The sequence below is a fragment of the Prochlorococcus sp. MIT 1300 genome (genome assembly GCF_034092375.1).
GTDB lineage: Bacteria > Cyanobacteriota > Cyanobacteriia > PCC-6307 > Cyanobiaceae > MIT-1300.
In genome coordinates, this window is record NZ_CP139302.1 from 60,436 (window position 1) to 74,536 (window position 14,101).

Annotated in this window: 15 protein-coding genes and 1 tRNA gene; 8 read left to right on the forward strand and 8 right to left on the reverse strand. The window is 43.1% G+C overall.

The genetic code is table 11. The annotated features are described in order from the left end of the window. Positions 1-366: 366 nt before the first annotated feature. From SOI83_RS00280 to sds, 5 genes are read left to right on the forward strand one after another with little or no spacing between them, the layout of a single operon-like run. A complete protein-coding gene (locus tag SOI83_RS00280) occupies positions 367-1,098 on the forward strand; it encodes a 2-phosphosulfolactate phosphatase family protein (protein ID WP_320676571.1) in 732 nt (243 codons plus the stop codon). 43 nt (positions 1,099-1,141) lie between these two features. Further along, a complete protein-coding gene (locus SOI83_RS00285) occupies positions 1,142-1,963 on the forward strand; it encodes a carbon-nitrogen hydrolase family protein (protein WP_320676572.1) in 822 nt (273 codons plus the stop codon). A 4-nt stretch (positions 1,964-1,967) separates the two neighbouring features. Beyond that, positions 1,968-3,044, forward strand: a complete 1,077-nt coding sequence (locus tag SOI83_RS00290) for an N-acetylmuramoyl-L-alanine amidase (RefSeq protein WP_320676573.1) — start codon at positions 1,968-1,970, stop codon at positions 3,042-3,044. Beyond that, complete coding sequence (gene murI, locus SOI83_RS00295; RefSeq protein ID WP_320676575.1) at positions 3,041-3,829, forward strand: glutamate racemase; 789 nt, start codon at positions 3,041-3,043, stop codon at positions 3,827-3,829. The genes SOI83_RS00290 and murI overlap by 4 nt, the downstream gene beginning before the upstream one ends. A gap of 37 nt (positions 3,830-3,866) precedes the next feature. Then, entirely contained in the window at positions 3,867-4,838 is a 972-nt protein-coding gene (gene sds, locus SOI83_RS00300; RefSeq protein WP_320676579.1) for a solanesyl diphosphate synthase, read from the forward strand. Here sds and SOI83_RS00305 read toward each other — a convergent pair. Continuing rightward, the gene (locus SOI83_RS00305; protein ID WP_320676581.1) at positions 4,832-5,512 is read right to left on the reverse strand and encodes an HAD family phosphatase; all 681 of its coding nucleotides are present in this window, start codon (positions 5,510-5,512) and stop codon (positions 4,832-4,834) included. The genes sds and SOI83_RS00305 overlap by 7 nt on opposite strands. 99 nt (positions 5,513-5,611) lie before the next feature. On the opposite strand from SOI83_RS00305, the gene acs reads away from it, so the two are divergent. Further along, positions 5,612-7,588, forward strand: a complete 1,977-nt coding sequence (gene acs / locus SOI83_RS00310; protein WP_320677760.1) for an acetate--CoA ligase — start codon at positions 5,612-5,614, stop codon at positions 7,586-7,588. Here acs and SOI83_RS00315 read toward each other — a convergent pair whose 3' ends face one another. Further along, positions 7,589-8,317 carry a DUF1350 family protein gene (locus tag SOI83_RS00315; RefSeq protein WP_320676582.1) on the reverse strand — a complete coding sequence of 243 codons (729 nt, stop codon included), beginning with the start codon at positions 8,315-8,317 and terminating at the stop codon, positions 7,589-7,591. Continuing rightward, on the reverse strand, positions 8,314-8,775 hold the full coding sequence (locus SOI83_RS00320; protein ID WP_320676583.1) for a peroxiredoxin: 462 nt from the start codon (positions 8,773-8,775) through the stop codon (positions 8,314-8,316). The genes SOI83_RS00315 and SOI83_RS00320 overlap by 4 nt, the downstream gene beginning before the upstream one ends. Positions 8,776-8,812: 37 nt before the next feature. On the opposite strand from SOI83_RS00320, the gene SOI83_RS00325 reads away from it, so the two are divergent. Next, on the forward strand, positions 8,813-9,706 hold the full coding sequence (locus tag SOI83_RS00325) for a 3'-5' exonuclease (RefSeq protein WP_414153417.1): 894 nt from the start codon (positions 8,813-8,815) through the stop codon (positions 9,704-9,706). Positions 9,707-9,839: 133 nt separating this feature from the next. After that, positions 9,840-10,085: a hypothetical protein gene (locus SOI83_RS00330; protein WP_320676585.1), complete on the forward strand. Its 246-nt coding sequence runs from the start codon at positions 9,840-9,842 to the stop codon at positions 10,083-10,085. A gap of 448 nt (positions 10,086-10,533) precedes the next feature. Here SOI83_RS00330 and SOI83_RS00335 read toward each other — a convergent pair. From SOI83_RS00335 to SOI83_RS00355, 5 genes are all read right to left on the reverse strand, one after another. Further along, a tRNA-Pro gene (locus SOI83_RS00335) sits at positions 10,534-10,607 on the reverse strand. A 41-nt stretch (positions 10,608-10,648) separates the two neighbouring features. Next, positions 10,649-10,957, reverse strand: a complete 309-nt coding sequence (locus SOI83_RS00340; protein WP_320676588.1) for a Rho termination factor N-terminal domain-containing protein — start codon at positions 10,955-10,957, stop codon at positions 10,649-10,651. Positions 10,958-11,188: 231 nt separating this feature from the next. Next, a complete protein-coding gene (gene msrA, locus SOI83_RS00345) occupies positions 11,189-11,908 on the reverse strand; it encodes a peptide-methionine (S)-S-oxide reductase MsrA (RefSeq protein ID WP_320676590.1) in 720 nt (239 codons plus the stop codon). A 24-nt stretch (positions 11,909-11,932) separates the two neighbouring features. Next, a complete protein-coding gene (locus tag SOI83_RS00350; RefSeq protein ID WP_320676591.1) occupies positions 11,933-12,184 on the reverse strand; it encodes a hypothetical protein in 252 nt (83 codons plus the stop codon). A 115-nt stretch (positions 12,185-12,299) separates the two neighbouring features. Further along, positions 12,300-14,045 (reverse strand): ABC transporter ATP-binding protein, encoded by a 1,746-nt coding sequence (locus SOI83_RS00355; RefSeq protein ID WP_320676592.1) that lies wholly within the window; start codon positions 14,043-14,045, stop codon positions 12,300-12,302. Positions 14,046-14,101: the final 56 nt, after the last annotated feature.

The following is a 14,101-nucleotide window of genomic DNA, read 5'->3' on the forward strand; positions in this document are numbered from 1 at the left end:
TTAGAGCATTGCATTGACAAAAATCTTTTGACGAGAGAGTGGTTTTTCTTTTGGCTTTAGTCCATAGGGAACAGCGAGATCTTTTAATGATCTGTCCCTAGGAATTCAGCCCTTCAACCTTTTTAGTGGTCAAGGTCACAATAGATTCTTCAAGATTCAGTTGTATTTGTTCGATGCTCTTAGCCATTGTGCTTCAAAGCTTGCGAATTTTTTAAGAGATCATCCTCTGATACAAAATGGATAACCCCAATGCATCGCCTAAGAGTCCTTTAGAGAGGTCCTCTTTGAGATGATCATCTTAGCCAGCTTCCCTCCACTTAATAACAAGCCTAGTTACTGTTACTGAAGAGTTCAGGTATTAGGTAAATGCAGCTTGCTTATTTTCATGTTGCAGCAGATGCCCCTGAAAAACCCATGCCAGATGCTGCTGTCGTAATAGATGTTTTGAGAGCTACTACCACAATTGCCTGGGCTCTTCATAATGGGGCTGAGGCTGTTCAAACTTTTGCGGATTTAGATGACTTGAGAAGTTCTGCTTCTAAATGGAACCCTAGTAAAAGACTTTTGATTGGAGAAAGGGGTGGCCAAAAGTTAAAGGGCTTTGATTTGGGGAATTCGCCTGTTGCTGTTGTCCCTGAATTAGTTAAAGGCAAAAGGCTTTTTATGAGTACCACTAATGGCACAAAATCTCTTCAAAGAGTACGAGAGGCCCCAATGTTGTTAACACTTTCTTTGCCGAATAGAAGTGCTATCGCAAAGAGGTTGTTGAGAGAGAAGCCAACAAATATATGGATTCTTGGTAGTGGTTGGGAAGGGAGTTATTCCTTGGAAGATTCCCTGGCGGCAGGTGCACTTGCCGCTTTTTTACTAAATGAGGCCAATGGTCTGGTTAGTCTGGTGAACGATGAAATCACAGCAGCTTTTTCTTTATGGAATCAGTGGAAGCATGATCCAGAAGCTTGCCTACGCGAAGCAACCCATGGCAAGAGGCTTGTTGGAATTGGTGATCATGACGCAGATTTCAAGTGCTGTGCAGACCTTGACTCGCTTTCTGTGGTTCCAAGTCAAAAAGAACCAGGAATCTTGGTTCCCAGCTGACTCTTTTGTCGCCCTCTAAAGTTCAAATGACTCTTTCAACCTTGTGACCGATTTCTTGGCTGCCGCTATTCAGCTCACAAGTACCTCAGAACCTGAGGCTAACTTTGCTGTTGCTGAAGAACAAATTGAATTAGCTGTCCGTCGTGGCGCTGAATTGGTAGGGCTTCCTGAAAACTTTGCCTTTATTGGTGATGATCAGAGGCGACTGGAAATTTCTGACAATCTTGCTGAAAAGTGCAACAACTTTCTCGTAACAATGGCTCGGAGATACCAGGTGGTTTTGTTGGGAGGTGGCTTTCCTGTTCCTTTAGGTGATGGTAAAAGGACTCTTAATAGGGCTGAACTAGTTGGGAAGGACGGACAACTCTTAGCTAGATACGACAAAATTCATTTATTTGATGTTGATCTTCCTGATGGAAATACCTATCGAGAATCTGCAACTATTACCCCTGGCAGTCTTTTACCTCCAGTAGTTGATGTGCCTGGTCTCTGTCGTGTTGGCATTTCAATTTGCTATGACGTGAGGTTCCCAGAGCTTTATCGTCATCTTGTCGATGAAGGTGCAGAGTTGTTAATGATTCCTGCCGCTTTTACGGCTTTTACCGGCAAAGACCATTGGCAAGTCTTACTTCAGGCTAGAGCCATAGAAAATACTGCTTATGTTTTAGCCCCAGCACAGACTGGATTGCATTATGGACGTCGCCAAAGTCATGGCCATGCGATGGTGATTGATCCTTGGGGGACTGTTTTGGCTGATGCTGGTGTTCAGCCTGGTGCGGCCATTGCTCCCTTAGACACTTTGCATCTCAAGCATATCCGTGAGCAAATGCCCAGCCTTAAGCACCGGCAGCCAGATCTTTTCTAGTTCAATGTTCAAGGCTTTCCCTAGCCAGAGAGCTTGGTTTTTGAAAGCTTTGCTGGCAGTCTGTTTTTTTGCTTTTGGACTTCCATCAAGATCCGCAAGTGTTTTAGCTGCTTGGGCCTTAAATAAAAATGGTGTCTTGGAATTACGCACTTCACGAGGTGCCAATTTGGAGGCTTTTTATCAAGGGCCAGTTGATGGAAAAGGAGCAAGGGTGTGGATTGATTTCCCTGGAGAACTGATTAGACCAAGAAGTGTTTCTGGTAGTGGCCTTGTGCATCAGATAAGGCTCGGGAAACCAACTTCAGGTAAAACAAGATTAGTTGTTGAGTTTGACCCTGTTGTTGTTTTAGACCCACGAAAGTTAAAGCTTCTAGGAACATCTCCCAATAGGTGGAATCTTGATTTTGTTGGTTTACCGACTAGAGGCCTTCGCTCAATAGGAGAGGGGAGCTTGACTGGAAAAGTTGCGAACCAATATTCATCTTCTAGAACACCTATAAGTGCATCTGGCTTGCCCAATGTTCCAAGAGGTATATATAGGGTTGTAATTGATCCCGGCCATGGTGGACCAGATCCAGGAGCGGTTGGAATAGGGAGTTTGCGTGAAACAGATGTGGTCCTTGACATATCACTTCAGGTTGCAAAACTTTTGAGAGCTAAAGGGGTGATGGTCAATCTCACTCGCTTGAGAGAAGAGGATTTAGACCTTCCTCCGAGAGTCGCTATGGCAAATAGAGTTAATGCAACAGCTTTTGTCAGTATTCATGCAAATGCATCAAGGAGGAAAAGAGGGGACATCAACGGTGTTGAAACTTTCTTTTTTAGTGGTTCTCGTGGAATGAGGCTGGCTACGAAAATTCAGAACCAAGTTCTTAACGTTTCAAAGGGAAGTCCAAACCGCGGGGTTCGTAGAGGACGTTTCTTTGTTATTAGACGAACGAAGATGCCTGCAGTTTTAGTTGAAACAGGTTTTGTGACGGGTAAATTAGATGCTCCGCGTTTAGCTAAAAGTTCTCACCGTAGAAAACTTGCACTCGCAATTGCTACTGGAATCCTCCAATATCTTCAGGAGTTGCGTTGAATCTTTGTTTGGGCCTGTTTGATAGTGGCATCGGTGGATTTACCGTGCTTAGGAAGGTTTTAGATCGTCATTATGGAGCCAATTGTGTGTATTTGGGTGATACGGCAAGAGTCCCTTATGGTGAAAGAGATGTACAGGAGATACGAGAAATAGCAATGGAAGTGGTTAGTTGGTTGGTTCGGCAGAAAGTTTCAGTTATTGCTATGGCATGTAACACAACTAATTCATTGGCCTTTGATGTGGTTAAAGAAACGTCTGGAATACCTGTTGTTGACTTGATTAGTTCAATTTCAGAGACTATTGAAGATAGAAAGATAGGGGTTTTGGCTACACCAGCTACAGCAGCCTCTGGTGTTTATCGCCAACAGATTGAGTATGCATACCCTGGTACTGAGGTTTGGGAGCAATCTTGTCCTTCTCTTGTTCCTTTGATTGAGGCGAAAACTTCTACTGGTGAAGAGCTTCGGGCCGCGGCCCTGGAGTATTTGACCCCACTATTAAATAAAGGTGTCGAAGCGATCATCCTTGGGTGTACCCATTACCCATTATTGGAGTGTTTGTTGAGAGATTTGTTGCCTGAGGACGTTAAGTTGCTTGACCCCGCGATGGCTTTAGCAAGGAAGCTGGATACCTTTTTGGGAACTCCAGAAAGAATCAACAACAGGCAAATAAGCCTTGCAAATACAAGGATTTGTGTGACTTCTGATCCTTCTTTGTTTGCGGACAGAGCGACTGAATTTTTTGGAATGAAGCCAGAAGTTGAGTTGGTTTCTCTTCGTTCTTAGGCCCATTTCTCCTAGGATTGATAAACCGAGGGAAGTTATGACCACTGTTACAGAGCTGCTGCAGCCTGTTGAGCTTGATCTTGAGAACTTGCTCAGTGATTTGCGCAGCTTAATTGGAGCAGGGCATCCAATACTCCAGGCGGCAGCAGAACATCTTTTTAGTGCTGGGGGCAAGAGATTGCGCCCTGGCATTGTCTTGTTGGTCTCTAGAGCACTTTCGGAAAATGGCGCACTTTCTCCTAGGCATAGGCGTCTGGCTGAAATTACTGAGATGATTCATACAGCTTCCTTGGTTCATGACGATGTCGTTGATGAGGCGTCAACCCGCAGAGGTGTTAAGACTGTTCATAGTCGTTTTGATTCTCGGGTTGCGGTGCTCGCCGGAGATTTCTTATTTGCTCAAGCAAGTTGGCATTTGGCAAATTTAGACAATCTTGATGTTGTTAAGCTTCTAAGTCGCGTAATTATGGACTTGGCAGATGGAGAAGTTAAGCAAGGCCTTTTTAAATATGATGCAACACAAACTTTCGAGAACTATCTAGAGAAGAGTTACTGTAAGACAGCTTCTCTAATTGCGAATAGTGCTCAGGCGGCTGGGGTTTTAAGTAATCAAAGTGATGAAAAGCTTCATCACTTATATAATTTTGGTAGACAACTTGGACTTGCTTTTCAAGTCGTAGACGACATACTTGATTTTACTGCTAGTGATAAACAACTTGGAAAACCCGCAGCCTCTGATTTGGCCAGTGGATATTTAACTGCACCTGCTTTATACGCTCTTGAGGAAAATCATAAATTGACTGATCTAATTGATAGAGGTTTTTCTCACCAATCTGACTTAAAAGAAGCTCTTGAGATAGTACGTGGCTCCAATGCAATTCCCCGTTCAAGGAAATTAGCCGAAGATTTTGCAAGGGAGTCTAGAGAGTCTATTGCGTGGATCCCTGATTCCTGTTTTAAAACGGCTTTAATGGAATTGCCTGAATTTGTTTTAAGTAGACTCTACTGATTGCTTGACCAAGCAGCTTTTAGTTGCTCTAGAACTACATTTAAACTAGAGATATAAATTGGATTTGGTATTAGTGTTTCTTCTTTAAAATTATAATTTTCCGTTTTTTCTCCAAGGATCCATACCCGGCACCCTGCAGCGAGAGCAGCCTGCTCTCCAGCTTTTGAGTCTTCTAGTGCCCAGCAATCCTCTGGCTTTATTTGCATTTTATGAGCTGCAAGTTTAAATGGATCTGGAGCAGGCTTTCCCCTCAAAAGATCTTTATCGTCTCCTAATACTTTTGTCTGGATTAGTTTTATCCATGGATGTGGCTTGATTTTAAAGGCGACTGAGTCGGAGGCACTACTGCTGACTAAGGCCATTGGTAAGCCTTTGTTGAAATTCCACTTAATTAGGTCTTCGGCTCCAGGCATTGCTTTTGCTTCTGCTAACAACCGCCTAGATATTGGTTTTTGAATTGATAGTAATTTTTCGGCTGTTAAGTCACTATTAGTCCAATTCAAAATTTGTTCCGCGCAATCAAGTCTTCGTCTTCCTTGAAGTTGATGCAACTGGCTCTGATTGAGGCTTTTGCCAAAAGTAGCTGCAGCTTCAGCCCAAGCCCGGCCATGAAGTGGCTCAGTGTCTAATAAAAGACCATCCAAGTCAAAGAGGCAGGCCTTCGGTAGAAACATGAGGAATTTGCAATTTTTCGTTTAACAAGCGTGTCACCTCAGTTTATAGAGGGCGATTAACTGGCTTGAATGCGAAAGGGAATGTTCTCATTTTTGCCAATGTCCTCAGATAACACCAACACAATTGAGTCGGTTCTGCAAGAAGAGAGGATTTTTCCTCCATCCGTAGATTTAGCTTCTAAGGCCCGGATTAACAGCCTGGATACTTATCAAAGGATGTTTAATGAGGCAAATCGGGACTTAGAGACTTTCTGGGGTGAGGCTGCAAGAAAGGAGTTGCAATGGTTTGAACCTTTCTCAAAAGTTCTGGATTGGACAACTCCTCCTTTTGCACGATGGTTTGAAGGTGGCAAGACAAATATTTCTAGTAACTGTTTGGACCGTCACTTAGATGGACCAAGAGCAGACAAAACAGCTCTCATTTGGGAGGGAGAGCCTGGAGATGTAAGAAGGTTTACCTATAGAGAGCTGCATCAGGAAGTTTGCCGTGCGGCTAATGCATTGAAAGCAATTGGGATAGGTAAAGGAGATTTGGTCGCTCTTTATATGCCCATGGTGCCTGAGGCTGCAATTGCGATGTTGGCATGTGCTCGAATTGGAGCCCCTCATTCAGTTGTTTTTGGTGGCTTTTCAGCTGAAGCATTGCGTGACCGTTTAATTGATGGAGAGGCAAAAGCTGTAATAACAGCGGATGGAGGTTTTCGAAAAGATAAAGCGATTCCTTTGAAGTCTGCGGTTGACCAAGCCTTGGGTGAATCAGCTTGCCCAAGCGTTACGACTGTCTTAGTAGTGAAGAGAACGAATGAGTCGGTTTCTATGGAGGCCGGTAGAGATTACTGGTGGCATGAATTAGTAGCTAATCAGAACACAGATTGTGTTGCAGAGCCGATGGATAGCGAAGATCGTCTTTTTGTTCTCTACACCTCAGGCTCTACTGGTAAACCGAAGGGTGTGGTGCATACAACTGCTGGTTATAACTTATGGACTCATTTGACTTTCCAATGGATTTTCGACATTCGTGAAGATGATGTCTACTGGTGTACAGCTGATGTCGGTTGGATTACTGGACATAGTTACATCGTTTACGGGCCCCTTTCTAATGGTGCAACAACTGTGATGTATGAGGGCGCTCCGCGTCCTTCTAATCCTGGGGCCTTTTGGGAACTAATTCAGAAACATGGAATTACGATTTTTTACACAGCTCCAACTGCCATCAGGGCTTTTATGAAGAGTGGTAGGTCGGTCCCAGACAACTACGACATGACGAGCTTGAGGTTGCTTGGAACTGTTGGAGAACCAATTAACCCTGAGGCTTGGATGTGGTATCGAGAAGTTATTGGTGGTGGACGTTGCCCAATAGTTGATACTTGGTGGCAGACGGAGACAGGTGGAGTGATGATCAGTCCTTTGCCTGGTGCAACCCCAACTAAGCCTGGTTCTGCAACTCTTCCTCTTCCAGGTGTTGATGCAGATGTTGTTGACTCAGAGGGTAACTCGGTTTCTGTTGATGAAGGAGGCTATTTAGTTGTTCGAAAACCTTGGCCAGGCATGATGAGAACCGTGCATGGAAATCCAAAGCGTTTTAGGGAAAGTTATTGGGAGTTTTTGCGTCCTTCTGATGGAAGCTTTATTTACTTTGCTGGAGATGGAGCACGAAAAGATGTTGATGGATATTTTTGGATCATGGGGAGAGTCGATGATGTTATTAACGTCTCTGGCCATCGTCTCGGTACAATGGAAGTTGAATCAGCTTTGGTGAGTCATCCTGCAGTTTCAGAGGCTGCGGTTGTTGGCAGACCAGATGATTTGAAGGGAGAAGCAATTGTGGCTTTCGTCACACTTGAGAACAAAAGAGTAGCCTCTGAATCACTTTTAAAAGACCTGCGTAGTCATGTTGGGCAAGAGATTGGACCTATCGCAAGGCCAGATGAGATCCGATTTAGTGAGGCATTGCCTAAGACTCGTAGTGGAAAGATTATGAGAAGAATTCTTAGAGCTTTAGCTTCTGGTGAAGAAGTTAGTGGTGATACAAGCACCCTTGAGGACCGTTCTGTGCTTGATAGGCTCAGGGCCTAACTATTTGTTAGCCCACTCGTAAATTGTATTGGCGAGCTCTAAGAGATTTCTTGTACGAATTCGATCATCATTCCTCGATCCTATGAAATTTTGCCTAACACCAGCACTTGCAGGTGTTAGGTGATCGCCGTGTAGAAATATTTTCTGGGATTGGTCATTTTTTCGACTTTGGAGACATTCCAAGAGGCTATCGCTTTGGTCCAATTGGTCCTCCCCAAATTGAACTAGAAGATTATTAGGCTGAAGATAGCGCTCATTAACAATCCTCATCGTTTCAATTGGGCTAGGGCTGAACTCACTCCGGAAACCCAACTTGGGCGCAATTTTTCCAAGCATTGGTATTGAACGCGCTGCAGTGAAGTTGTTGAAGCTCAATGCAATTAAAGTTTTGCTGTTCCTTCCTCCATCAGGAGATAGAAGGTGTAATTTGCATCCAAGACTGTGGCCAATCCTTATAGGGGGAGTGGTTTCGCCAATTCTTTCTTCTAGTTGTTTTCTTGTTCGTCGTAGAACCTTCCATGCCTCATTGGCTTGCGCTTGATGGTCTAACCCAGGCAAATAACTCCAGGCATGAATAGCTAGATTTTTTTTTGAAAGTATTTCTAGTAGACGTCTATAACTCAATTGCGGATTGCTAGCTAGATAGCTACCTCCAATCATTTCGATTAGAGCGATTGGTTTAGCAGGCCAAAGGCACCAGACTCCTTCTATTTGTCGCCACCTAGTCATTTTCTTTTACTTGCGTTTTCCAAAAAGCGTAGGGCTTCATTTACATGTGAAGGCCCATCAAGCAGGTTGTTGAAGACATGGCAGATTCTCTGTTGAGGGTCAATTACATAAGTAACTCGTCCTGGAACTAAACCTAAAGTTTTGGGCACTTTGAAGATGCTCCTAAGCATATTATTAGTATCACAAAGTAGAGGAAAAGATAGAGAATATCTTTCTGCAAATAGCTTATGGCTTTCTTCATTGTCTCCACTTACTCCCCATAGTTCAGCTTTATATGGTTTGAATTTGTCAATGTTGTCTCGAAAACTACAAGCTTCTGCTGTACAGCCTGGTGTGTTGTCTTTTGGGTAGAAAAATAATATTAGATATTTACCTTTTGCATCATCAAGTCGACGGAGGACACCATCTTGATCCTTAAGTGCAAAACCGGGCGCCTTGTCTCCAGTGTGTAAGACCATATTCTTGGCAAAAAACAACAGCCAGCTTATACACTCTATGAAAAATCTTGATGCCTACGGGAGAATAAAGAGAACATATCCTGGCAATGACGTGGAGGAGGATCAAAGAAACAGCTCCTCGGGTGAGCAGTTGCATCTTCTTGATGGTTGTGTGCCTGAGTTGAACTCGAGACTTCAACCTTCATATGTGATCGACCAGAAGTCAGCTTCGAATTCTGGCAAGCCTATGGAACAGAATTTCCCTGAGATGCTTTTAATCTTGGACACAGAGACAACAGGGCTGGATCCTTTAAAAGATCAATGCCTTGAGATAGGTGCAATCCTTTTCAGTGTTTCTAGTCGATCAACACTTGCACAACAATCTTTTTTGATACCAGTTGATGAGAATTCGGCAGAGGGAATTAATCAAATTCCTGCCTCTATTACTAATCTTAGGCAACCTTGGAGAAAGGCGCTTTCTTATTTTCAGGATTTAGTTGACACAGCAGATTTGTTGGTGGCTCACAATGTTGACTTTGATCGCAAATGGTTTGGTCGAGAGCCATTGCCAAAGTTGTTTAAACCTTGGCTTTGCACAATGGAGGATATTTGCTGGCCAGCAGACCGTCATCTTCGTCGTAGGCCCTCAGTTCGAGATCTGGCATTGTCATATGGGGTTCCTGTTTGGGCTGCACACAGAGCCTTGACTGATTGTATTTATCTTGCAGAAGTGTTTAAACGTTGTGATGATCTGGAACTTTTAATTGAGCATGGTCTGGAGCCTAAGAAACTTGTCAAGGCTTTGGTCTCTTATGAGGAAAGGCAGTTGGCCAGGACGGCTGGGTTTCGATGGAATGATCCTGTTCAAGGAGCATGGACTCTTAGATTAAGTGCGAGGGAAATTAAAAATTTGGCATTTCCGGTTGCTCCACTTGAGCCTTGGGAAGACTGAGAAGAATAAATTCTTGAAGCAACAATTTCTTTAGCATTCCGAAGGTGGTCTGCTGATTTTTGTTAATAGGCCTTTGTGTCGCCAAGCTAATTAAGTGAGCCCTTTATTTCCTTAAGAATATTTGCAAAAAGATTTGTCGGCTTCTGATTTCGTAGGATTTGATCCCGTGAAAGGTCGCTTGCGAGAATGGCAGTCTGTTCGTTCTTGGGCACGTTTGATTTGTGAGGCGGAATCTCTTTGGCGTGTTGAGTCTAGGGAGGTTAAGCGATTAGGTGCTTTGGAGCTGACCCAACTTTTAGCGGAGGTTCCTTCTTCCCAAAGAGCTAGAGTTAACCGCTGGTTGGAAGGATATTCACTATCTCTTCGCCCTTACAAATAGATTCCTTATTTGAACATATTTACCCCTAGAAAATAATGAAAGTAGGTCGATTTATTATTCTATATTTTTTCTGATTTTATTTGCAGCTTATGGGAGTTGAAAGCTTTTTCCTTGGAAAATATTAATTAAGAGTTTGGATGATTTGCGTTCTTGCAAGTTTTATCATAATAGGTTCATTTTTTATTTCTATCTAAAGAGAAATAAAATGGAAGTAGTTTTTCTTGAAAGCTCTTAAAGTCGATCATTTCATCAGTGCTTGGATTAGAAGGCATTTGGTTAGCCCTTTAGCTATTGCAAAAAGAAAATATTTTGCTGCCTAGAAAAGCTGAACATCATTCTGGGCTTTCTAGGTTTTTTCAGCAATTATTTTTGACTTTGGCAGAGGAATGGACAAGGTCTCTGAAGAGCAGAAACTTCACTACTTTTTGATAGGGCTTGAAAATTAAAATCGGAGCGGCGGGATTTGAACCCACGACCCCCACTACCCCAAAGTGGTGCGCTACCAAGCTGCGCTACGCCCCGATAAAAAGAAGCTATCACAGGGCAAAAACCATTTGATGCTTTTAAGGCTTTAAATGCGAGGTTTTCCGACCTAATCGTTTAGCAATTCTTTTGGATAGAGATTTTTTGTTTTCGCTGGAATATCCCAATAACTTGAGCTCTTTCCCAATTTTCCTTAATTCCAGCAATGTCATTGTTGATAGGCTTGGTAAGGAATCTTCTTGGCTTGAGCTGTTTAGGGATAGGGTGAATGTCGCAATTAATTCGGGGATTAATACTGTTAGGACGGCAAGAACTCCATATAGTTGCACCATCCCCTTTGTAAAGACATTTAGCCTTCGAGGAGTACTGGTAAGCCTTCTTTTGGGCAAGATGCGCAGCCTTTGGCTTGATCTCTGAATATCATTTCACCTTTACATGATGATTGGAGGCTTTTGCTTAGATCTGCAAGGCTCTAGAACTTTCTTGGGGCAACTCACGCCACTGTATTGATGGCCCATTAGGTTGGTTTTGAGGCCTCATTGAAAAAACCAGAGAAAATACCAGTAGCAGTGTTGCAACTAAAGCAAGTAATACTGTTCGATCGGGTAAGGGATTGTTATTCATATCTCGATAGGGTTGTTATTGCTTCTTAAGACGCAGTGTTGGATATTCCAATCAAAGTTTGCCCAAATACTTTCAGGAAGTTTGAAGTTTGCATTTTCAAAATCTTCCAAAGGAATTTTAGTGGGCATGGCTGAGCAATATGGTCTACTCCCTGGTTTGGCAAGATATTGTTGGTGGTAGCTTTCGGCGTAAAAAAACTGCTCGTTTGGCTTGATTTCTGTAGTTATGGCAGCTTTCCCTTGTCGGGTAAGTGATGATTGGTAGCTTTGCTTGCTGGCAACAGCCAATTCAATTTGATTTGTTGTTGTTGTGTAAATAGTGGACCTGTACTGGCTACCGCGGTCGTTGCCTTGGCGATTCCCTTGGGTTGGATCATGACATTCCCAGAAGAGTTTGAGTAAGTCGCTGAAGTCAATTATGGAGAAATCCCATACGACTCTTACAACTTCTGCATGCCCTGTTCTGCCCGTACAGACCTGGTTATAACTAGGGTTTTGTATGTGCCCGCCTGCATATCCAACAGCTGTGTTGATTACACCAGGCAGCTTCCAAAATCCTTTTTCAGCACCCCAAAAGCACCCGCAGCCAAAAAATGCTTCCTCTTGTTTGGTTGATACTGGCTTATTTATGGGATGGTTTAGGACAAAATGCTCTAAATTTTTGTTGAGATCTGGAATCCCTTTTGTTGAGCCACTGGTCAACCAAGAAGGCAGCATGTTCTTTAGAGATCTAGATCAAGACTAGTCAGTTTTTCTCGGAGCTAGCTGGATGTGGTTTAGCAAGGTGGTTACAAAGGCAAATAGAAGGAATGGAAGGCTTAACACCAAAATTAATCCAACTCCAACGAGTGCGAACAATGGCTTAGAGGAACCCATTAGACCAAGGCCTGCAGCGAGACTCACAAATATGACGGCCATCCAGGCCAGTACTTGCAAGTAAATGTCGCCGAAAGTTAGGTCACAATGAACGGTATAGGAGGTTTCTTGAGTCATGTCATCTTTTGATTTCAATTGCCTGAGACCTTTCTAAAAGTAATGCTTTTCTTCCTTATTGCTGGAACTTCTTAAGGTCGTTTGTTTTTGTCAATTGTCTGATCAGAGCTTTAATTCACTGACTTAGTTCTTCCACAGCTTGTTCTCTCTCCCACAATCTCTGATATGTCCCATGAGCCTTAAGCAGTTCTAGGTGATTACCTTGCTCCACAATTTTTCCGTTTTCCATTACCAGAATGCGATCACAAGCCGCCGCTGCTGAGAGTTGGTGGCTAATCATGAGAATTGTTCGTTTTTTTTGATTTCTGATCGAGCTAAGTATTGCTGCAGCTGTTCTGTTGTCCACACTCGCAAGAGCATCATCAAGCACTAGTACTGGAGAAGGTACTAACAAAGCTCTTCCTAGAGCAGTGCGCTGTCTTTGCCCGCCACTAAGGGTGATTCCTCTCTCCCCTACAAGTGTTTTGAATCCATCTGGGAAGCCTTTAATGTCATCTGTTAGTCGAGCCTGAGAGGCAGAACTCTGAACTTGCTTCATTGAAGCCTTTGGGTTGCCGTAGCGTATGTTTTCAGCAAGGCTGCTTGTGAATAGATAGCCCTCTTGTGGAACAAGAGCAATATTGCTTCTTAGATCTTCTAGACGTAAGTCTCTTACATCGTGGTCATCAATAAAGAGTTGATTATTGGGTATCTCGATCATTCGACCTAGTGCTCGAGCAAGAGTGGTTTTTCCACATCCGACAGGGCCTACTAGTGCAACTAATTCTCCTGGTTGGATTTCGAAGTTTAATCCTTTTAAAACTTCATTAGATGAATCCTCATAACTGACGGTTAGATTTTTTGCTTGTAGTTTTCCTTTTAAGGCGTGTTTAAGAGTTAGGGCCTTATGATTATTTTTTATTCTTGGTTCCCTTTGTAAAAGATCCTCTACTCGTTCAAGACTGACTTGCCCGACTTGAAATGTATTGAGAGTAAAGCCAAGAAGAGCAGTTGGGAAAACAAGTCTTTCGACGTAAAGGATTAGTGCTACTAACCCCCCAATTGTTAGCGTGCCCGTCTCTAATAACCCACTACCAAGAGCAAGTAACACCAAAAGTGAAATTGAGGAAATCCCCTGTAAAAGTGGAAATAATGTGCTAGCTGTTCTTGCGAGGTTGATTGCAGAGTCTCTATAGGTTTTATTTCGAGAACTAAATGCATCTTTTTCAGCAGGTTCTTGACCGTAGATTTTTATCGCACTTATTCCTGATAAATCTTCTTGAATAAGTTCACTAAGGCTAGATAAAGCTTCCTGTTGCCTCCTTCGTTGTTTAACCATTCTGCCTCCAAAAAGGCCAACAATCCCAAGCATTAGGGGATATAGGGATATAGCAGCCATTGTTAGTTTGGGGCTAATAGCCAGCATCGCTGGCAAAGTAAAGGAATAGGCAAGTGCTGTATTAGTGAGGCTTAAAATTGTGAAACCGAGCAATCTGCGGATATTCTCGACATCGCTAGTAGCGCGACTTATGACTTCACCACTGCCTATTGTTTGAACCCAGTCAGGATCTTGACTGAGCATGTGGTCAAATAAACGTTGTCTTAAATCAACTTCTATTTGTCTGCCTACGCCAAAGACTAGTTGCCTTGAAAGAAGACGGGCTAATCCCATCGAGCTTGCTAAAACCACTATCCATATTGCTTGGTTAAAAATGTCTTTTAAGGCAAAGCCTTCTTGAAGGTCATCTATAACCCTGCGGACTTCCATAGGGATGGTGACACTGAGAATATTTACTATCACTAGGGTTATGGCGCCAAGAACCACAGTTCGGCTATGAGGCCTGAGATAACGCCCAATTAAGTCAAAACGCAATGCCCGCATGCTTTTGTTTCTCAAGAAATAAACCTAATTAGTCAGGTCGCCCAAGTGTGTTCATA